This window comes from Halorubrum sp. Ea8 (assembly GCF_002252925.1).
Classification (GTDB): Archaea; Halobacteriota; Halobacteria; order Halobacteriales; family Haloferacaceae; genus Halorubrum.
In genome coordinates, this window is the sequence record NZ_NHPF01000072.1 from 75,242 (window position 1) to 92,717 (window position 17,476).

At 68.8% G+C, this 17,476-nt stretch carries 19 protein-coding genes; 10 read left to right on the top strand and 9 right to left on the bottom strand.

Annotated elements, in window-relative coordinates; genetic code table 11:
* Positions 1-91 precede the first annotated feature (91 nt).
* Both DJ74_RS07080 and DJ74_RS07085 read right to left on the bottom strand, forming a co-directional pair.
* The gene (locus tag DJ74_RS07080) at positions 92-427 is read right to left on the bottom strand and encodes a rhodanese-like domain-containing protein (protein ID WP_094525481.1); all 336 of its coding nucleotides are present in this window, start codon (positions 425-427) and stop codon (positions 92-94) included.
* 2 nt (positions 428-429) lie between these two features.
* On the bottom strand, positions 430-729 hold the full coding sequence (locus tag DJ74_RS07085) for a sulfurtransferase TusA family protein (RefSeq protein ID WP_094526795.1): 300 nt from the start codon (positions 727-729) through the stop codon (positions 430-432).
* Between the two features lie 150 nt (positions 730-879).
* On the opposite strand from DJ74_RS07085, the gene DJ74_RS07090 reads away from it, so the two are divergent.
* Positions 880-1,899, top strand: coding sequence for a PLP-dependent cysteine synthase family protein (locus tag DJ74_RS07090; RefSeq protein ID WP_094526796.1), 1,020 nt, complete (start codon positions 880-882; stop codon positions 1,897-1,899).
* Between the two features lie 33 nt (positions 1,900-1,932).
* Here the strand turns inward: DJ74_RS07090 and DJ74_RS07095 are convergent, their stop codons facing one another.
* Positions 1,933-2,196 carry a MoaD/ThiS family protein gene (locus tag DJ74_RS07095; RefSeq protein ID WP_094525484.1) on the bottom strand — a complete coding sequence of 88 codons (264 nt, stop codon included), beginning with the start codon at positions 2,194-2,196 and terminating at the stop codon, positions 1,933-1,935.
* Positions 2,197-2,560: 364 nt separating this feature from the next.
* On the opposite strand from DJ74_RS07095, the gene DJ74_RS07100 reads away from it, so the two are divergent.
* On the top strand, positions 2,561-3,415 hold the full coding sequence (locus tag DJ74_RS07100; RefSeq protein ID WP_094526797.1) for a molybdopterin-synthase adenylyltransferase MoeB: 855 nt from the start codon (positions 2,561-2,563) through the stop codon (positions 3,413-3,415).
* An 801-nt stretch (positions 3,416-4,216) separates the two neighbouring features.
* On the opposite strand, the gene DJ74_RS07105 is transcribed toward DJ74_RS07100, so the two are convergent.
* Both DJ74_RS07105 and DJ74_RS07110 read right to left on the bottom strand, forming a co-directional pair.
* Positions 4,217-4,447 carry a hypothetical protein gene (locus DJ74_RS07105; protein ID WP_094526798.1) on the bottom strand — a complete coding sequence of 77 codons (231 nt, stop codon included), beginning with the start codon at positions 4,445-4,447 and terminating at the stop codon, positions 4,217-4,219.
* Positions 4,448-4,767: 320 nt separating this feature from the next.
* Positions 4,768-5,196 carry a desampylase gene (locus DJ74_RS07110; protein ID WP_094526799.1) on the bottom strand — a complete coding sequence of 143 codons (429 nt, stop codon included), beginning with the start codon at positions 5,194-5,196 and terminating at the stop codon, positions 4,768-4,770.
* A gap of 127 nt (positions 5,197-5,323) precedes the next feature.
* Here DJ74_RS07110 and DJ74_RS07115 point away from each other — a divergent pair, with 127 nt between their 5' ends.
* Positions 5,324-5,800, top strand: coding sequence for a DUF302 domain-containing protein (locus DJ74_RS07115; RefSeq protein ID WP_094525487.1), 477 nt, complete (start codon positions 5,324-5,326; stop codon positions 5,798-5,800).
* A gap of 32 nt (positions 5,801-5,832) precedes the next feature.
* Here the strand turns inward: DJ74_RS07115 and DJ74_RS07120 are convergent, their stop codons facing one another.
* Entirely contained in the window at positions 5,833-6,297 is a 465-nt protein-coding gene (locus DJ74_RS07120; protein WP_094526800.1) for an MGMT family protein, read from the bottom strand.
* 136 nt (positions 6,298-6,433) lie between these two features.
* On the opposite strand from DJ74_RS07120, the gene trpC reads away from it, so the two are divergent.
* From trpC to DJ74_RS07140, 4 genes are all read left to right on the top strand, one after another.
* Positions 6,434-7,312, top strand: a complete 879-nt coding sequence (gene trpC, locus DJ74_RS07125; protein WP_094526801.1) for an indole-3-glycerol phosphate synthase — start codon at positions 6,434-6,436, stop codon at positions 7,310-7,312.
* The gene (gene trpB / locus DJ74_RS07130; RefSeq protein ID WP_094525490.1) at positions 7,309-8,613 is read left to right on the top strand and encodes a tryptophan synthase subunit beta; all 1,305 of its coding nucleotides are present in this window, start codon (positions 7,309-7,311) and stop codon (positions 8,611-8,613) included. Before trpC ends, trpB begins: the two co-directional genes overlap by 4 nt.
* Positions 8,614-9,498 carry a tryptophan synthase subunit alpha gene (gene trpA, locus DJ74_RS07135; RefSeq protein WP_094526802.1) on the top strand — a complete coding sequence of 295 codons (885 nt, stop codon included), beginning with the start codon at positions 8,614-8,616 and terminating at the stop codon, positions 9,496-9,498.
* 82 nt (positions 9,499-9,580) lie between these two features.
* Positions 9,581-10,372 (top strand): 2-amino-3,7-dideoxy-D-threo-hept-6-ulosonate synthase, encoded by a 792-nt coding sequence (locus DJ74_RS07140; protein ID WP_094526803.1) that lies wholly within the window; start codon positions 9,581-9,583, stop codon positions 10,370-10,372.
* A gap of 21 nt (positions 10,373-10,393) precedes the next feature.
* Here the strand turns inward: DJ74_RS07140 and DJ74_RS07145 are convergent, their stop codons facing one another.
* Both DJ74_RS07145 and DJ74_RS07150 read right to left on the bottom strand, forming a co-directional pair.
* Positions 10,394-10,972: an NADPH-dependent FMN reductase gene (locus DJ74_RS07145; RefSeq protein WP_094525493.1), complete on the bottom strand. Its 579-nt coding sequence runs from the start codon at positions 10,970-10,972 to the stop codon at positions 10,394-10,396.
* An 83-nt stretch (positions 10,973-11,055) separates the two neighbouring features.
* Positions 11,056-12,603, bottom strand: coding sequence for an HTTM domain-containing protein (locus DJ74_RS07150; protein ID WP_094526804.1), 1,548 nt, complete (start codon positions 12,601-12,603; stop codon positions 11,056-11,058).
* A 185-nt stretch (positions 12,604-12,788) separates the two neighbouring features.
* Between DJ74_RS07150 and DJ74_RS07155 the strand changes: the two genes are divergently transcribed.
* Positions 12,789-13,961, top strand: coding sequence for a 3-dehydroquinate synthase II (locus tag DJ74_RS07155; protein WP_094526805.1), 1,173 nt, complete (start codon positions 12,789-12,791; stop codon positions 13,959-13,961).
* Between the two features lie 136 nt (positions 13,962-14,097).
* On the top strand, positions 14,098-14,709 hold the full coding sequence (locus DJ74_RS07160; RefSeq protein ID WP_094525496.1) for a hypothetical protein: 612 nt from the start codon (positions 14,098-14,100) through the stop codon (positions 14,707-14,709).
* Between the two features lie 57 nt (positions 14,710-14,766).
* Here the strand turns inward: DJ74_RS07160 and DJ74_RS07165 are convergent, their stop codons facing one another.
* Positions 14,767-16,293 carry a carboxypeptidase M32 gene (locus DJ74_RS07165; protein ID WP_094526806.1) on the bottom strand — a complete coding sequence of 509 codons (1,527 nt, stop codon included), beginning with the start codon at positions 16,291-16,293 and terminating at the stop codon, positions 14,767-14,769.
* 104 nt (positions 16,294-16,397) lie between these two features.
* Between DJ74_RS07165 and DJ74_RS07170 the strand changes: the two genes are divergently transcribed.
* Positions 16,398-17,447, top strand: coding sequence for a low specificity L-threonine aldolase (locus DJ74_RS07170; protein WP_094525498.1), 1,050 nt, complete (start codon positions 16,398-16,400; stop codon positions 17,445-17,447).
* Positions 17,448-17,476: the final 29 nt, after the last annotated feature.

Sequence of the window (17,476 nt, forward strand, 5' to 3'; positions counted from 1 at the left end):
GGCCGCCGCCGCCGCCCTCTCCGAGCGCTGCCGACGGAAACCGGGGGGCGGGTCGGGGCGACCTCCGTGTCAGCGGACAGATCGGGGCGAACTACGCGTCGGCGGACGCGTCGGTCTCCAGCTCGAAGTCCCACTCCTCGTAGCCGCCGGACATGCTGGCGACGACGATGTCTTCCTCGACGCCCTCGTAGCTGCTGATCAGCATCGCGGCCTGCTTCGACGACTGGCCGACCGGACACGCGCAGACGACGTCCCTGTCGTCCCAGTCGATGTCCGGGACCATCGACGGGAGGTCGCCGAGCGGGACGTTGATAGCGCCCGGGATGTGACCCCGCTCGTACTGTTCCTGCGGTCGCGTGTCGATGACGCGGATGTCGCCATTCTGGACGCGCTCGTTGACTTCCTCGGGGGTGAGTTCTTCGACCATGATCACTCCTTCCGCATGAAGATGCGGTAGCGGCCGTCGCCCGACTTCCAGACCTTCGCGGTCGCGTCGTCGCCGACGGCCTTCGGGACGTTCTCCGTGCTCGGGACGTGGTCAGTCTCTTGGACGAGCACGTCGCCGGGGGAGAGCCCCGCGATGGCCTTCTTGGCCTCGACCTGCGGGTACGGGCAGACCTCGCCGGTCATGTCCTGTACTTCGGTCGCGTCATCGAAGAGCGCCTCGGCGGTCTCGTCGTCGAGCTCGTCGGGCATCTCGACGACGTCGTCCCACGATGGTTGGCTCATACGGCTCGGTAGACGATTCGCCGTGTAACGCCTTTCGTGACCGGCAGGCTTCTCCCGTATCTCTGACGGGTGATCGCGACGCACGACCGCGATAGGCGCCGAGACAGCCGTTTCCGTCGGACTCTTACCCGGGAGCGATCTACGAGGCCCATGAGCCAGTACGTCGTCGACGAGTCGACGATCTTCGAGACGCCCCTCGTGGAGCTCGACCTCGACCTCGGGGCCGACGCGGACGTGTACGCGAAGGCGGAGTGGTTCAACCTCTACGACGCCCCCCACGGCGGCGGGTCGATCAAGTCCCGGATCGCGAAGGGGATGCTGGACGGCGCCGAGGAGCGCGGCGACCTCGAGTCCGGCGTCACCGTCATCGAGCCTACCTCGGGCAACACCGGCAGCGAGGTGGCGCGGCTCGCGGCCGCCCGCGGCTACGACGTCGAGATCGTCATGCCCGACAACGCCGCCGGCGGGAAGGTGGACGCCGTTCGGGACGCGGGCGCGGAGATCCACTTCGTCGACGCCAACCTCGGCTACGACGCCGTCATCGAGCGCTGCGAGGAGATAATCGCCGCGGACCCAGAGGCGTACTTCCGCCCGAACCAGTACGAGAACCCAGACAACCCGGGCACCCACGAGCGGACGACCGCCCGGGAGATATACGAGGCGACCGACGGCGACGTGACTCACTTCGTCGCGGGGGTCGGGACGGGCGGGACGATCACGGGGACCGGCCGGGGCCTGACGGACCTGAGCGACGGGGCGACGGAGATCGTCGGCTTCGAGCCCGACGAGCAGCTCCACGCCATCGACGGCCTGAAATACCTCAAGACGGGCGACCACTACCACCCCGAGACGTACGACGAGTCGGTGCTCGACCGGACGGAGTACGTCGCCACCTCGGACGCGTACGACCAGGCGCGGGCGCTCCGCGAGCGCTACCTCGACGAGCCGGTGCCGATCGCCGACCTCGGCCAGCACGACGAGGCGACGGTCCGCGAGCACCTCCGCGTCGACGATCAGTTCGTCGTGGGCACGTCGGCGGGCGGCGGCGCGGCCGTCGTGGCGAACCTGGACGCGGCGGGCGAGCTCGACGACGACGACGTCGTCGTCTTCATGCTGTGCGACCGCGGCGACAAGTACGCGGACATCCCGCTCTGGGAGGACTACTTATAAGCGAATCCCGCCGCGAACCGAGAGACGGACCGGTTACCGACCGCCGGACGCCGCCGGGATGACGCGGACCTGCGCGTCTGCCGGGACCTCGGCGTCGACGCCGTCGACGGGCGTCCCCTCGACGTAGACGTTGATGAACTCCTTTATTTCGCCGTCTTCGAGCACGCTGTCTCTGAGCTCCGGGCCGTGCTCGTCGGCGTGGTTGTCGAACAGTTCGTTGACGGTCTCCCCTTCGACCTCGACCTCAGAGGTCGCGGACCCGCCGACGAGGACGGCCGGCAGCTTAATCGTGGCCATATTAGCGGTTCTCGTCCCAGTCAAAAAAGGACCCCGCCGACGGCAACGGTGGCCCCGGTCTAACACGACCGCCGAGCCCGGAGCGACGCGCCCGCGACGGACGTCTGCCGTCGGTCCCGCGTCCGCGACGAGTCGAGCGAGGCCGTCGTCGGGCGCGGTACCGGCCGGCTCCCCGTGCGCCGCCGGTCGTCCTCTCGATGCGTTGCGGGCCGTCCTCTCGATGCGTTGCGGGCCGTCCCCCGATGCGCCGCGGGCCGTCCCCAGATGCGCAACCGGTCGTGCGAACCGGGCGCATCTCCGAGATGTCGGCAGCACGCGCCGGTGGGCGGCCGTCTTATTGGTTTGCAGCGACAAGCGGCGGCAAATGAGCGACCTCGACCTCGATCCGACGCAGCTCGACCGGTACTCCAGGCACATCATCATGGACGACGTCGGTCCCGAGGGGCAGAAGGCCCTGCTCGACGCCGAAGTGCTCGTGCTCGGCGCCGGTGGGCTCGGGGCGCCGATCATCCAGTACCTCGCCGCCGCCGGGGTGGGGACGCTCGGCGTCGCCGACGACGACGAGGTCGAGCTGTCGAACCTCCAGCGCCAGGTGATCCACGGGAACGACGACGTGGGACGGAAGAAGGTCGACTCCGCCGCCGACTTCGTCGAGGGGCTCAATCCCGACATCGACGTCCGGAAGCACGAGCTGCGGGTGACCCCGGACAACGTCGAGGAGCTGATCGAGGGCTACGACTTCGTCGTCGACGGCACGGACAACTTCGCGACGCGGTACCTCGTCAACGACGCCTGCACGCTCGCCGGGATCCCCTTCTCGCACGGCTCAATCTTCAAGTTCGAGGGGCAGGTGACGACGTTCGCGGGCGACGACGACTCGCCGTGTTACCGCTGTCTGTTCCCCGAGGCGCCGCCGGCCGGGATGGTCCCGAACTGCGCGACCGCCGGCGTCCTCGGCGTGCTCCCCGGCACCGTCGGCTGTCTGCAGGCGACCGAGACGGTCAAACACATCATCGGCGAGGGCGAGTCGCTCGACGGCTCGATGCTGTTCTTCGACGCGCTCGACATGGAGTTCGACAAGGTCGAGATTCCGAAACAGGACGACTGCCCGGTGTGCGGCGACGACCCCGCCATCGAGTCGGTCCACGACGTCGACTACAGCGCCTCCTGCGCCATCGATGTCGGCGGCGACGAGCCGGAGATCGAAGCGGACGACTGAGGCCGACGGTCGGAGCGGTTCTACTTTTCAATGTGACCGCTGACCGCGGTGCGTATTTAAAGAGCGAGCGAGCCGGCGATAGTAGCTAATAAACAAACGATGCGGTGGCGCGTGCCTGCGAGGCCGCTCCCGCGGCCGAGCAGCACGCGCGAGGTCGTCGGGCTTCGCCCGACTGCCAGAGGCGCGTTGCGCCTCGCTGTCGCCGGCGCGTAGCGCCGGCTGCCAGAGGGACCTCCGGTCCCTCGCTGGAGTCAGTCGCCCGAAGCGGAGCGAGAGCGACTGACGAGGCTGGGGAGGGATGAGGTGCGGTCGCTGGGCGGTCGGGTGGGATTCAAAGGGGCAGCCGCGAGGGCGGCACAGGCGACGTAAGCACCGCAGGGAGTGAGTGTAACGAGCGACCGAGGAGCGCAGCGAGCGTGCGCCGCCCTCGCGGCTGGGGCTTTGGCGGTGTTCATCGTCGATTCGGCGTCAACGATTTATAAATAGACGGCTCTGTTGAAAGTCTATTCTTCAGATATAAAATGGGCTGAAACAACCGGTCGCTGAAGGGTACGTACTGAGGATTCGTGAATTCTTAGGTTGATGTGGCTCTGTTAAAACCCTCAACAACTGATAGAAATGGCGTGCTGAATAGAGAGCGCAAGTCGGTCACGACAGCTTCTCAGTCGATCCTCTCTCCACATAATGTACGTAGCCAAACGACACGACCAATCAACTGGACTGGCGTGCTGACTTCGAGTTTTAATCGTCGGGATGTGTTGCACCGGTGGATTGTCTTCTGTGTGTCGACTGCCGCACACACTACTGTTGACCGTCTCCGAACCGGTTTCGAAGACGTGGCCCAACAACAAACGCGACGAGCAGTGCGGAGCTGATTCCAATAGCCAATCCGGCCGCGTCACCGAACAACGCACTGCCAGCGATCAGGGTCACGACGAAAACGACCGCCGCAATGAGCACGACCAGCCACCCACTCAGCTCCATAATAGCCCACCCTTTTAGGCCTGCTACGAGTTCTTTGAGGAGACTCATATCTATCACTCAAAAGTCACTGTAACAACTTTTTTGGTCGCGTCGCAAAGCGGTCTAGAGTTTCGAGTGGTGGTTGCGTAGACTACTCGGGCTGCTATCTCTAACGCTCTCAAATCACGTACACTTGGTGCACGCCATTCTAACGCAGTATTTTCAGTTGTACGAAGTGCTGTCGAGACGCTCAGCGGCAAACTCTATAGGACTTTGCGACGCGACCAATCGATTGCTGAATCTAACCTCTGTATTCAGTACGACCGTAGAAACCTATCACCGTTTGAGGGTTTCAGCAAGGCCAAATAGACCCGTCACTCGACCCCGTTCTATCGCTCGCTCCGAACCGAGACGGTCTCCTGTTCGAACCCCTCGTCGTCGCCCCGCCAGCGCCACGAGCCGACGAACGGGTAGCCGTCCAGCGCGCAGATCACGTACGAGTGGTCCGGCCAGGTCGCCCGGGCGGCGTCCGTCTCGCTCGGGTGCGTCGGCCCCGTGGGATGCGAGTGGTAGAACCCCACCACGTCGAGCCCGTCGTCCTCGATCGCTTCGATGAGCTCGAACTGCTCCTCGGGGTCGATGAGATAGCGGATCTGGGGCGTGTCGGCGACGTTCTCCGCCTGATACGCCTCGGTGACGACGCTCGGCTCGCCGTCGGTGCCGTGGGTGCCGGCGAGCACGCCGCAGATCTCCGCCTCGCCGCCGCCGTACGCGTGGTACACGATGTCGTCGTACACGGCCCGTGAGAGTTCGATCATGGGCGAGCGAAGGCGACTCCGACCGATAAGTCCGTCCCGACCGGCAAAGGGCGCGCTCCGTCACAGGTAGCGGCAGTCGTTGACGGGCCGGGAGAGGGTTTTTCCCGCCGCGGTCGGAGTCACACCCATGAGCGACGCCCGAAGCGGGTCCCCGGCGCCGACCGCCGACGAGGCGCTCCACACGACCCTCGACATGCCCTTCGACGACGCGGTCCCGTTCGTGCAGATCGAACACGAGCTCGCCGACTTCGAGACGGTGCAGGTGACGCGGCTCGATCAGATGATCGAGGGGATGCTCGGCCACGACGACGTCGAGCGGACGGCGCTCATCGTCGTCTGTCACCCCGAGATCGCGTTCGACGCGATCGAGATCGACCCCACGCTCGCCGGGATGCTCCCGTGCACCACCATCGTGTACGAGCGCGAGGGCGACGACCTGGTCCACGTCCACCACACGTCGGCGACGAAGGCGATCCGCGACCTCGGCTGCGCGCCCGCGGACTGCGGCGGCGCGGTCGACGACCTCGTCGAGAAGACCGGCGAGCTGATGACGGTCGTCTGGGAGAACATCGAAGAGCACGGTCGCGGGCGGCCGTCCGAGTAGGTCGCCGAACTCCCGGCCTCGGGCCCTCCCCGCTACAGCCCTTCGACGCGACGCAGCGCGTCGCGTACCTCTCCCGGCGTCGTGTAAGGACCGCCCTGTACCCGGTGGTCGGGAAGGAGGATGGGGATCGGGTTCTCGTCCAGCGCCGTTCGCACGAGTCTGAGGTCGTCGGGGTCGTCCGCGTCGAGCGCCGCCAAGCGTGTGAGCCGACTCACGGACACCTCCTCGCCGTAGGGGACCGTCCGGAGCGCTTCGAGGACGTCGCGGCGGTCCGTCGGCACCGTGAGTCCGACGGCGACCTCGGCGAACTCGTCTCGCTCCCCGCGGACGTACGCGCCGATCCGGTCGAGGAGTTCGTGATCCGGCCTCGCGTCCGCCGGTATCTCCGCCGGGAACGACACCGAGATCACCCGTCCGCCGGCGAATCCGACCTCCACCGCGCGACCGAGGCCATCGAACTCGCGGGCGAAGACGCCCGACGCTCCCGTCGGATTCATACCCGTCATACGACGGCCCCGACGGTTAAAATGATGGGACGGACGGAGCGTCGCGTCGCCGACTCGGCCGCTCGTCCGTTCCGGGCGGGTCACGCCCGCAAGCCTTATGAACAGATACGTGCATTAGTGTACACTAATGGAGGATCCAACCGAGCTGGCCCCCGCGGTCAGGTCGATCCTGTTGGCGGCGCGCGAACGGGCGGCAGAGGGGCGTACCGACCGCGTCGCCGTCGACCCGCGCGACCTGCGCGCCGCGTTCGACCGGGCCGAAGAGGACGGTCGCGTGCCGGTCGTCGCGGAGGTCAAACCGACGAGCCCCACCACGGACGGGACCCGCGAGGACGACCCCGTCGCGCTCGCCGAGGGGATGGTCGCGGGCGGCGCCGCCGCGCTGTCGGTGCTCACGGAGCCGGAGCACTTCGGCGGGAGCGTCGAGGTGCTCGACCGCGTGCGCGAGGCCGTCGACGTGCCGGTCCTCCGGAAGGACTTCGTCGTCGCCGAGCCCCAGCTAGACGCCGTCGAGAGCGACGTCGTCCTGCTGATCGCGCGGTTCGTCGGCGACGACCTCCCGGACCTGTTGGCCGCCGCCCGCGATCGCGGCTTTCAGGTCCTCGTCGAGGTCCACGACCGCGAGGAGCTGGCGCGGGCGCTCGACGCGGGCGCGACCGCGATAGGCGTGAACAACCGCGACCTCGCGGAGCTGGTCGTCGATCTCGGAACCTTCGAGTCCGTGGCGCCCCACGTCCCAGACGACGTGACGCTCATCGCCGAGAGCGGTGTCGGATCCCCCGCCGACGTCCGGCGGATGCGGGCGGCCGGCGCCGACGCGCTGCTCGTCGGGAGCGCGATCATGGACGGCGACGTCGAGGCGAACACGCGGGCGCTGACGCGGGCGGAGGCGGACGGCGAGGCAGAGACGGACGGCGAGGCTGAGGCGGACGAAGACGCGGAGACGGACGAAGACGCGGAGGCGGTCATCGACGAGACCACCGACACCACGGAGACACCCACATGAGCGAAACCGAATCATCGACGAGCGAGGTTGGAGAGCTTTCGCGCCGCCCGGGCCGCGAGCGCGGCCGAGAGGACGGGAAGTTCGGCCGCTACGGCGGCCAGTACGTCCCCGAGGCGCTGATGCCGGCGATCGAGGAACTGACCGACGCCTACGAGCGGTACGTCCTCGAGAACGAGGACGGCTTCATGGACGAGCTCCGCGAGCGGCTCGCGGACTTCGGGGGGCGCCCGATCCCGCTTCAGCGGGCCGACCGGCTCTCCGAGCGCTACGACACCGATGTCTACCTCAAGCGCGAGGACCTGCTTCACGGCGGCGCGCACAAGCTGAACAACGCGCTCGGGCAGGTCCTGCTGGCGAAGTACATGGGGAAAGAGCGGATCATCGCGGAGACGGGCGCGGGCCAGCACGGCACCGCGACCGCGATGGCGGCCGCCCACCTCGACATGCCCTGCGAGATATACATGGGCGAGCGCGACATCAACCGCCAGCGTCCGAACGTCTTCCGGATGAAGCTCAACGGCTCCGAGGTGAATCCGGTGACCGCGGGCCGGGGCACTCTGAAGGAGGCCATCTCGGAGACGATGCGCGACTGGGCGACCACCGTCGAGAATACCCACTACGTCATCGGGTCCATCGTCGGCCCGCACCCGTTCCCGGTGATGGTCCGCGACTTCCAGGCCGTCATCTCGGAGGAGGCGCGCGCGCAGACTATCGAGAAGACGGGCGCGCTCCCGACCGACGTGGTCGCCTGCGCCGGCGGCGGCTCGAACACGATGGGGACGTTCGCGGCGTTCGTCGACGACGAGGAGGTCGCACTTCACGCGGTCGAGGCCGGCGGCTCGACGCTGGAGGTCGACGAGGAGGCGGGCGTCGCCCCGAACTCCGCCTCGCTCTTCACCGGCGAAGAGGGCGTGCTCCACGGCGCGCGCACCAAGCTCCTGCAGGACTCCGACGGGCAGATCATGGAGAGCCACTCGATATCCTCCGGGCTCGACTACGCCGGCGTCGGTCCGGAGCTCGCGTACCTCGTCGACGAGGGCCGCGTGAATCCCGTCGCCGTCGACGACGACGTCGCGCTGGAGGGGTTCCACCGGCTCTCGCGCACGGAGGGGATCATCCCCGCGCTGGAGACGGCCCACGCCTTCGGCTTCTTAGAGGAGCACCACGAGGAGCTCGGCGAGCGCGTCGTCGTGAACGTCTCCGGGCGCGGCGACAAGGACCTCGACGCGGCCATCGAGGAGACGGACAAGCGCGACATCGACGAGGCGCCGGACATGTCGATGTTCACGGGGGGGATCTGAATGGCGGAGCGGACCGCGGAGTCGACGGCGAAGCCGGAAACGGGAAACTCGGCCGCGATAGCCGAGGCGTTCGCCGACGGCCCCGCATACGTCCCCTACCTCGCCGTCGGCGACCCCTCCTACGAGGCGTCGCTGGAGTACGTCCGCGCGCTCGACCGCGGCGGCGCCGACGTCATCGAGCTCGGACTCCCGTTCTCGGAGCCGATCGCCGAGGGGCCGACGATCCAGGGCGCCCTCGTGCGCTCGCTCGACGGCGGGATGACGCCGGACCGGTTCTTCGCGTTCGCCGAGGAGCTCGACGTCGACGCGCCGCTGGTCTGTATGACGTACTACAACCTGATTTACCAGTACGGAGAAGAGGCCGGTCCCCGTCCCTTCGTCGAGCGCGCCGCCGCGGCCGGCATCCAGGGGCTCGTCGTTCCGGACCTACCGGCGGAGGAGGCCGACCCGCTCCGGGAGGCCTGCGACGAGTTCGGCCTCGACCTCGTCTTCATCGTCGCGCCGACCACGGTCGGCGACCGGCTCGACCGGATCATGGGGCGCGTGTCGGGGTACGTCTATGTGCAGGCGCGGCTCGGGACGACCGGCGCGCGAGACGACGTCTCCGAGCAGACCACGGAGAGCCTCGACCGGCTCGCGGAGTACGACGTGCCGAAGGCCGTCGGGTTCGGCATCTCGGCGGGCGAGCACGCGGAGCGCATCGTCGCCGGCGGGGCCGACGGGATCATCGTCGGCTCGGCGCTCGTCGACATCGTCGCCGGGGGCGTCGAGGAGGATCTGCCCACTGACGAGGTCGCAGACCGGTTGGAGGCGCTCTCGCGGGAGCTGAAGGAGGGCGCCGAGCGCGGCCACGCCGCCCGCGTCGGCGCGGCGGAGTCGCGGTGACCGCGGGTTCGAGCCAATACGACCCCGAACGAAACCCACTTACCTGCGATTGCCACACTCTCACACAACGACCGAACCCACCATGACAGCAGGACTCTCGGCACGACTCGAACGCATCTCCACAAATGACCGGTACCTCATCGTCCCGATGGACCACGGGATCACGATGGGCGCCGTCGACGGCCTCGTCGACATCGAATCGACGATCGACGGCGTCACGCGCGGCGGGGCGGACGCGGTCCTCACGCAGCGCGGCGTCGCCTCCCGCGTCCATCCGAACAAGAACGACGCGGGCTACATCGTCCACGTCAACGGGTCGACGACGATCGGCCCCGACGAGAGCGACAAGCGCGTCACCGCCACCGCCGAGGACGCGGTGCGCGCGGGCGCCGACGCGGTGTCGTTCCACATCAACGTCGGCTCCGACCACGAGCCCGACCAGATCGAAGAGCTGGCGGAGCTGACCGCCGACGCCGACCGCCTCGGCCTGCCGGTGCTCGCGATGGCCTACGCGCGCGGCCCCGGCGTCGACGAGACCGATCCGGAGTCGCTCGGGCACGCTGTCCGGCTGGCCGAGGAGCTCGGCGCCGACGTGGTGAAAACGGGGTACTCCGGCGACGGCGACTCCTTCGCCCGCGTCACGGAGTCGACCCGGCTGCCGGTCGTCATCGCCGGCGGGTCGAAGGGCACCGACCGCGAGACCGTCGAGATGGTGCGCGGCGCGATGGACGGCGACGCCGCCGGCGTCTCGATGGGACGGTCGATATTCCAGCACGAGGACCCCGAGGGGATCGCCCGCGCCGTCTCGGCGATCGTCCACGACGACGCGGACGTCGAGGAGGCGCTCCGAGCGGGCGGCTTCGTCGAGGCGTAAGGGGTCACGCAGCGCCGGCGGTCACCTCGCCCCGACATTCTGCTCTCCCTCGAACGAGTCCGGATCGGGCTCGATGTCGGCGTACTGCACCGCTCGACGCCCGAGCGTGAGCGCTCGGTCGTCGAGGGCCTCGTCGACCAGGTCACCGTCCTCGAACTGCGCGTGGGCGCGAGGAACGGCGACCTGATGCGGGATCACCCACGCGTTGAGCGCCCGACAGACGGAGCGGAGGTGTTCTAACGCGGTCACCGGGAAGCCGCCGCCGGCGACCGCGAGGAGGCCGACGGTCTTGTCCTCGAACTCCTCGAAGCCGCAGTAGTCGAGCGCCGTTTTCAGCGTCGAGGAGTACGAACCGTGGTACATCGGCGTCCCGAGGAGGACGGCGTCGGCCGCGCGGACCCGCGCGGTGAACGCGTCCGCGTCTCCCGCCGAACCGCGGTCGGCGTCGTACGTCGGCAGGTCGTACTCGCGGAGGTCGATCGGTTCCGGGGTCCCGCCCGCACGGCGGACCCCGTCGAGCGCGCGACCGACGGCCAGTCGCGTGTAGCTCGTCTCTCGTAGGCTCCCCGCGACGCCGACGACGCGTGGTGAGTCGGACATGGCTCACGCCACGCGCCATCGCCACTAATACGATCGGGGCGATCCGGTCTCGGGAAGCGACGCGAGGCGGAGCGCCGCCGCGATCAGCAGGTGACGCTGACCCGCTCCTGCGGCTCCGGCTCCCCCACCGGCCCGTTCGGGTCGACCGTCTGCTCGACGTGGAAGACGGTCACGGACTCCACCGAGCCGTCCGTCCGCTCGCACGCGTACGCCGCCAGCGGTCGGTACTGCGTCTCCCCGGCGTACCGGATTCGGTGGCCGTACTGATGCCAGAGGGTCGTCGGATACGTGTCCGCCGCGTCCGGTGGACGGTCGAACGCGACCGGCCCGCCGTCCGACGCGTCGACCGTCGCCCCGGATTCGAGCGTCGCTCGGACGACGTACCAGCTGGAGGTGTCGGGCGGGTTGGGCGCGAAGAACGACCAGCTCACCTCCGAGAGCTCGCCGGCCGACTCCGACGCCGGCATGTCGACGAGCCCGACCCCCGCGGCCTGCCAGACCACGAGCGCGACGAAGACGCCCACGAGCAGGACGGCGGCCGCGACGCGGATCCCGCGACGCGCCCGCGACGTGACCGGAGACGCGGTTTCGGTCGCCCTTCCGCCGTCGCTTCGGTACGCCCGCTCTGGGAGCCGAGACGGCCCGGGGAGGTTCGACGCGAGCAACTCGACGGCGTCCCAGACCCTCGGCGGGAAAAACAGGAGCAGGACCGAGACCATGACGAACGGGAACACGCCGAGCCGCATCGTCGCGGCCATGCCGAGGTGCGCGGAGACGAACGCGAGGGCGACGCCGGTTCGCAGCCACCCGGTGGCGGCGACCAGCAGCACGGACGCCGAGAGGAGCGCGATCCAGAGCCAGTTTATCGCCGCGAGGACTGCGGTGTGGTCCGAGACGAACGGGCCGAACAGCACGACGAACTCCTCTATCTGGAAGATCCGCGGGACCGCGACGCCCGACATCCACGCGTCGCTCCGGTACTTGGAGACCACGTTGGCCGCGTAGATCGAGGCGATCGTCAGGAGGGTGACGGCGGTTCCGAGCGAACAGACCCGCTGACCGACGCCGCTCTCGCGCCCGTCAGACGAGCCTTCATCGGCGTCGTCGCGGTAACCGGGGTCGCTCGACCGGCCGGCACCGAGCGACCACCGGGCGTCGAGCGGGAGAAAGAGGCTCAAAAAGAGGAGTACTATCAGGATCGTGTTCCCGCCGTTGATCACGAACGGGTTGCGAGCGTAAAGCGACGCGAGCAGGACGAGGGAGAGACCCGTCGACGCTCGCGTTCGGTAGCCGACGAGCAGGCAGACGGCGGCGCACGCGCCGAGCGCGAGGAGCCCCGTTTGGACCCGCGCCGAGCCGGACGCCGCGTGGATCGAGACGGTCTCCAAGAACGGGTACAGCTCGGCGAGCGTCGAGCGCGGCAGGACGCCGTCATCGGTGTAGAACGCGCCCACCACCGGGAGGCGGTAGACGAGCAGGTCACCGAGGAGTAGGAGGGCCAGCCCGATCCGGAACGCGCCCAGCGCTCGCGGATCGATCCCGAGGTGCGGCGCGGCGCGCTCCCGGAGGGCCTCGCGCGCAGCGGCGTATCGGGACCCCGCGTTCGAGGGCCACCGGCGTGGTGTCTTCATTCGGGGGTGTACGTCCTACGATACAAGCTTAGTTATAAGTGCTTTGTCGTCTACGGGTCGTTGCGTCGCCAACGGCGGACGGTCCCGCCGCGCCGTCGACCGCGAATGACGCTCCCGTCGCGCAGTCGCCCGCAACGCGCGACCCTTCCGCAGTTTTCAAGCCCGCCCGCCGTGAGGTTCCGACAATGACACGCACGGTCTGGGTGAAAGCCGACGGGAGCGTCGGCGACTGGGAGGCGCGCAAGCGACGGATCACGACCGCCATCGAGGCCGGCGCGGACTGGGTACTCGTCGACGAGGCGGACGTGGGGCGCGTCCGCGAGCTGGGCGACGTCTCGGTCGCGGCGTTCCGCTCGGAGGCGGACGTCATCGACGACGCCGAGAGCGACGCCGAGGCCGACGCCTACTTCGTCGGCAAGGGCGGCGAGGGCGACGGGACGATCGACCTCCCGAACGACTTCTCCGGTTCCGCGGACCTCACGACGGTCCGCCGGGGCGACGACCGCGCCCAGGGCGTGTACGTCCGCGTGCTGGGGACCGAGTACGAGCGGTTCGCCGAGGAGGCGGCGGCGGACGCCGAGTACACGATCGTCGTCGGCGAGGACTGGTCGATCATCCCGCTGGAGAACCTGATCGCGCGGGTCGGCGAGGAGACGCACCTCGTCGCCGGCGCGACGACCGCGGCCGAGGCCCGGACCGCCTTCGAGACGCTGGAGATCGGCGCGGACGGCGTCCTCCTCGACAGCGACTCCCCCGACGAGATCCGGGGCGCGGTCGACGCCCGCGACGCCGCCGACCGCGAGACGCTCGACCTCCGACACGCCGAGGTGACCGCGGTCGAGCGCACCGGGATGGCCGACCGCGTCTGCATCGACACCGGCTCGCTGATGGACGACGACGAGGGGATGCTCGTCGGGTCGATGTCCCGGGGTCTCTTCTTCGTCCACGCCGAGACCGCGGAGTCGCCGTACGTCGAGTCGCGCCCCTTCCGCGTGAACGCCGGGGCCGTCCACGCCTACGTCCGCAACGCCGAGGGCGGCACGAACTACCTCGCGGAGCTCTCCAGCGGCGACGAGGTGCAGATCCTCGACACCGCGGGTCACACGCGCGAGGCGATCGTCGGGCGCGTGAAGATCGAGAAGCGACCGATGTTCCGGCTGCAGGCCGAACTGGAGACCGAGGACGGGGTCGATCGCGTGGAGACGCTCATCCAGAACGCCGAGACCGTGAAGGTGGCGACGAGCGACGGCAAGAAGGCCGTCACCGATCTCGAAGCCGGTGACGAGGCGCTCGTTTATTACGAGGACGTCGCGCGCCACTTCGGCGAGGCGGTCGAGGAGAGCATCATCGAGAAGTAGCTGGGCCGAGCAGCGAAACGTCGAGCGTCGCGGTAGCGGGACGGCGAACGAGGCCTTTTAAACTGATCCGCGTGTCGGTGATCGTCAAAAATGTCGCAACGAAAACCAATATGTTCTGCATGTTCCATCCGCTTCCATGGCAGTCATTCACGAGCATGACCGCGTGGAGGAGGCCAACTGGCTGGAGCGCGTCGCGCATCTCGCGCAAGCCGCCAACCCGGCGTTCGCGGCCGGGAGCGTCATTGTGCCGCTGTCGTTCGTCGCCGCCGGCGTCCTCCTCTCGAGCACGACACTCCTGTTTTATACCCACGTCGCCGCCGGCGCGGTCTGGTTCGGGTTCGCGCTGATCTTCCCGGCGGTCATCGGGCCGACCCTCGGCGGCCTCGATCGCGAGACCGCGGCGGACGTGACGACCGCGCTGACGCCGAAGGTCGTGTTCTTCGTGCTCGGGTTCTCCCTGACGACCGTCGTCTCGGGGACGATCCTGCTCGGGTCCGTCTTCGGACTCGGCTACGGGTTCTCCGGACGGTGGCCGACCCTCTCGCTGACGCTGGGCTGGGGACTCTTCGTCTTCGGGCTGCTCGTCCCGAACCGGATCCACCTGAGCGCGTACTACGAGAGCCGGTCGGCGGAGCCCGACGCCTCACGACTCGAGGCGATCGAGAAGCGGAATCTCGTCGTCGGACTCCTCGAGGCGGGCGCGATGCTCGCGATTATCGTGCTGATGACGGGGCTCCGGCTGGGGTGAAGCCCGCATAACCCACGAAACCGCGGAGACCGCCGAGAACGCGGAGACCTCAGTGCCTCAGAGGTCGTACAGCTCGCCGTACTTCTCCTCGACGTAGTCGGTGAACGCGTCGGCGGAGAACGCCTCGCCGGTGGCGCGCTTCACCAGCTCGTTCGTCTCGTAGCGCGAGCCGTGTCGATGGACGTTCTCGCCGAGCCACGACTGCAGCTCGTCGAAGTCGCCGTCGGCGACCTTCGCGTCGAGGTCGTCGATCTCCGCCTCGGCGGCCTCGAACAGCTGGGCGGCCATGACCGAGCCCAGCGAGTACGTCGGGAAGTAGCCGAAGTTGCCGTGGCTCCAGTGGATGTCCTGGAGGCATCCCTCGCTGTCGGTGTCGGGGCGGATCCCGAGGTACTCCTCGTACTTGTCGTTCCAGACCTCCGGGACGTCCTCGACCGCGAGGTCCCCGCGGATCAGGTCGCGTTCGATCTCGAACCGGACGATGATGTGGAGGTGGTAGGTGAGCTCGTCGGCCTCGACGCGGATGAGGTTGTCCTCGTGCACCTGGTTGAACGCCTCGTAGGCGTCCTCGACGCTCGCGTCTTCGGTCTGCGGGAACTGCTCTTGGAACCGCGGGAGGAACAGCTCCCAGAACGGCCGGCTCCGCCCGACGTGGTTCTCCCAGAGCCGCGACTGCGACTCGTGGACGGAGAGGTCGCGCGACTCGCCGAGCGGGGTGGCCCACTCCTCCCGCGGGAGCCCGAGGTTGTACTGCGCGTGGCCGTACTCGTGGATCGTCGAGCCGATCGCGCCGAGCGGGTCCGACTCGTCGAACCGGGTGGTCACGCGGCAGTCGAACTGGTTGCCGGAGGTGAACGGGTGCGAGGAGACGTCGAGCCGGCCGCGATCGAAGTCGTAGCCGAGGAGTTCGAGCGCCTCGCGGGCGAGTTCCTCCTGCTCGTCCTCGGGGAACGTGCCCTCGAACGTGTCGACGGCGAGGTCCGCGTCGGCGTCGCGGATCGCGTCGATCATGGGGACGAGCGTCTCGCGGAGCTCCTCGAGGATCGACTCGGCGCGGTCGATCGAGAGGCACGGCTCGTAGTCCTCGAAGAGGACCTCGTATGGGTCGCGGTCGGGGTCGATGTGTTCGGCGTACTCCCGTTTGAGCTCGACGTGCTTCTCCAGGTACGGTGCGAACGTCTCGAACTCGTCCTCAGCTTTCGCCTCCTCCCACGCCTGCAGCGCCTCGGAGCCGGTCTCGGAGATCTCCTCGACGAGTTCGACCGGGACCGCGTCGGCGCGCTCGTGCTCGCGGCGGACCTCGCGGACGACCGCCGCCCGCTCGTCGGAGAGGTCGGCGTCGTCGAGCTCGGCGAGCAGGTCGCCGGTCTCCTCGTCCGTGATCATGTCGTGTTGGACCGACGAGAGCGTCGACAGCTGCTTCGACCGGGCGGGGGTGCCGCCCTCGGGCATCATCACCTGTTGGTCCCACCCGAGCACGCCGGCGGCGCTCCCGACCGTGTTCCAGCGTCGAACGCGGTCCAGGAGGGCCTCGTACGCCTCGGGGGCGTCGGTCGCGTCGTCGGCCGCGGCTTCCGTTGCCATACGTCACGGATCGGTCGCGTCGATTAAGAAGGGACCGAATCCGGAACGCCCCGGCCGGGTGAGCGCGACCTATTTCCGATCGGCCGCCGAACCGACGGTACCGAATGGAGACCGACGAGGACACCATCGACCTGCGATCCGACACCGTCACGACGCCCTCGGCCGAGATGCGCGAGGCGGCCGCGACCGCCGAGGTCGGCGACGACGTGTACCGCGACGACCCCGCGGTCAACGAGTTAGAGCGCCGCGCCGCCGAGGCGGTCGGGACCGAGGCCGCGCTGTACGTCCCCTCCGGGACGATGGCCAACCAGATCGCCGTCCACGTCCACACGGAGCCGGGGCAGGAGCTCCTCTTGGAGCGCGAGTCGCACATCTACCGGTGGGAGCTCGCCGGCGCGGCGAAGCTCTCGGGCGCGCAGACTCGCACGATCGACGCCGGCGACCGGTGCGTCCCGACCCCGAAGGAGGTTCGCGAGGGACTCGTGAGCGAGGACCTCCACCGGCCCGGGACCGGCCTCCTCTCGCTGGAGAACACCCACAACTACCGCGGGGGCGTCGCGGTGCCGGTCGAGGGGATCGCCGCGGCCGCCGACGTCGCCCGCGACGCCGACGTGCCGGTCCACCTCGACGGCGCCCGCGTGTTCAACGCGGCTGTCGCGCTCGGCGTCGACGCGAGCGACGTCGTCGACCCCGTCGACAGCGTCACCTTCTGCCTCTCGAAGGGGCTCGGCGCGCCCGTCGGCTCGATACTCGCGGGCGACGAGGCGTTCGTCGAGGCGGCCCGCCGCGTCCGGAAGCTGTTCGGCGGCGGGATGCGACAGGCCGGCATGATCGCCGCGCCCGGCCTCCTCGCCCTGGAGAACGTCGACCGGCTCGCGGACGACCACGCCAACGCCGAGCGGCTCGCCGCCGGGCTCGACGCGCTGGACGGGGTCGACGCGCCCGCGCCGGACACCAACATCGTCGTCGCGCACACCGAGGACGCCGGGATCCCCGCGTCGGACCTCGTCGAGGCCTGCAAGTCGGCCGGCGTCGGTTGCGTGGAGTTCGACGAGCACACGACGCGGTTCACCACGCACCTCGACGTCGACGAGGACGACGTCGACGCCGCGATCGACCGCATCGGCGACGCGGTCGCGACGCTGTCGGCCTGAGCCGGCGGATTCGAATTTCCGGCGCACAC

What these genes read in the sequence shown, in the direction of transcription:
- trpC (WP_094526801.1), top strand. Translation starts at nt 6,434, where the DNA reads ATGGAGGATCCAACCGAGCTGGCCCCCGCGGTCAGGTCGATCCTGTTG.
- DJ74_RS07115 (WP_094525487.1), top strand. Translation starts at nt 5,324, where the DNA reads ATGAGCGACGCCCGAAGCGGGTCCCCGGCGCCGACCGCCGACGAGGCG.
- trpA (WP_094526802.1), top strand. Translation starts at nt 8,614, where the DNA reads ATGGCGGAGCGGACCGCGGAGTCGACGGCGAAGCCGGAAACGGGAAAC.
- DJ74_RS07105 (WP_094526798.1), bottom strand. Translation starts at nt 4,447, where the DNA reads ATGAGTCTCCTCAAAGAACTCGTAGCAGGCCTAAAAGGGTGGGCTATT.
- DJ74_RS07100 (WP_094526797.1), top strand. Translation starts at nt 2,561, where the DNA reads ATGAGCGACCTCGACCTCGATCCGACGCAGCTCGACCGGTACTCCAGG.
- trpB (WP_094525490.1), top strand. Translation starts at nt 7,309, where the DNA reads ATGAGCGAAACCGAATCATCGACGAGCGAGGTTGGAGAGCTTTCGCGC.
- DJ74_RS07095 (WP_094525484.1), bottom strand. Translation starts at nt 2,196, where the DNA reads ATGGCCACGATTAAGCTGCCGGCCGTCCTCGTCGGCGGGTCCGCGACC.
- DJ74_RS07110 (WP_094526799.1), bottom strand. Translation starts at nt 5,196, where the DNA reads ATGATCGAACTCTCACGGGCCGTGTACGACGACATCGTGTACCACGCG.
- DJ74_RS07085 (WP_094526795.1), bottom strand. Translation starts at nt 729, where the DNA reads ATGAGCCAACCATCGTGGGACGACGTCGTCGAGATGCCCGACGAGCTC.
- DJ74_RS07165 (WP_094526806.1), bottom strand. Translation starts at nt 16,293, where the DNA reads ATGGCAACGGAAGCCGCGGCCGACGACGCGACCGACGCCCCCGAGGCG.
- DJ74_RS07155 (WP_094526805.1), top strand. Translation starts at nt 12,789, where the DNA reads ATGACACGCACGGTCTGGGTGAAAGCCGACGGGAGCGTCGGCGACTGG.
- DJ74_RS07080 (WP_094525481.1), bottom strand. Translation starts at nt 427, where the DNA reads ATGGTCGAAGAACTCACCCCCGAGGAAGTCAACGAGCGCGTCCAGAAT.
- DJ74_RS07160 (WP_094525496.1), top strand. Translation starts at nt 14,098, where the DNA reads ATGGCAGTCATTCACGAGCATGACCGCGTGGAGGAGGCCAACTGGCTG.
- DJ74_RS07140 (WP_094526803.1), top strand. Translation starts at nt 9,581, where the DNA reads ATGACAGCAGGACTCTCGGCACGACTCGAACGCATCTCCACAAATGAC.
- DJ74_RS07120 (WP_094526800.1), bottom strand. Translation starts at nt 6,297, where the DNA reads ATGAATCCGACGGGAGCGTCGGGCGTCTTCGCCCGCGAGTTCGATGGC.
- DJ74_RS07145 (WP_094525493.1), bottom strand. Translation starts at nt 10,972, where the DNA reads ATGTCCGACTCACCACGCGTCGTCGGCGTCGCGGGGAGCCTACGAGAG.
- DJ74_RS07170 (WP_094525498.1), top strand. Translation starts at nt 16,398, where the DNA reads ATGGAGACCGACGAGGACACCATCGACCTGCGATCCGACACCGTCACG.
- DJ74_RS07150 (WP_094526804.1), bottom strand. Translation starts at nt 12,603, where the DNA reads ATGAAGACACCACGCCGGTGGCCCTCGAACGCGGGGTCCCGATACGCC.
- DJ74_RS07090 (WP_094526796.1), top strand. Translation starts at nt 880, where the DNA reads ATGAGCCAGTACGTCGTCGACGAGTCGACGATCTTCGAGACGCCCCTC.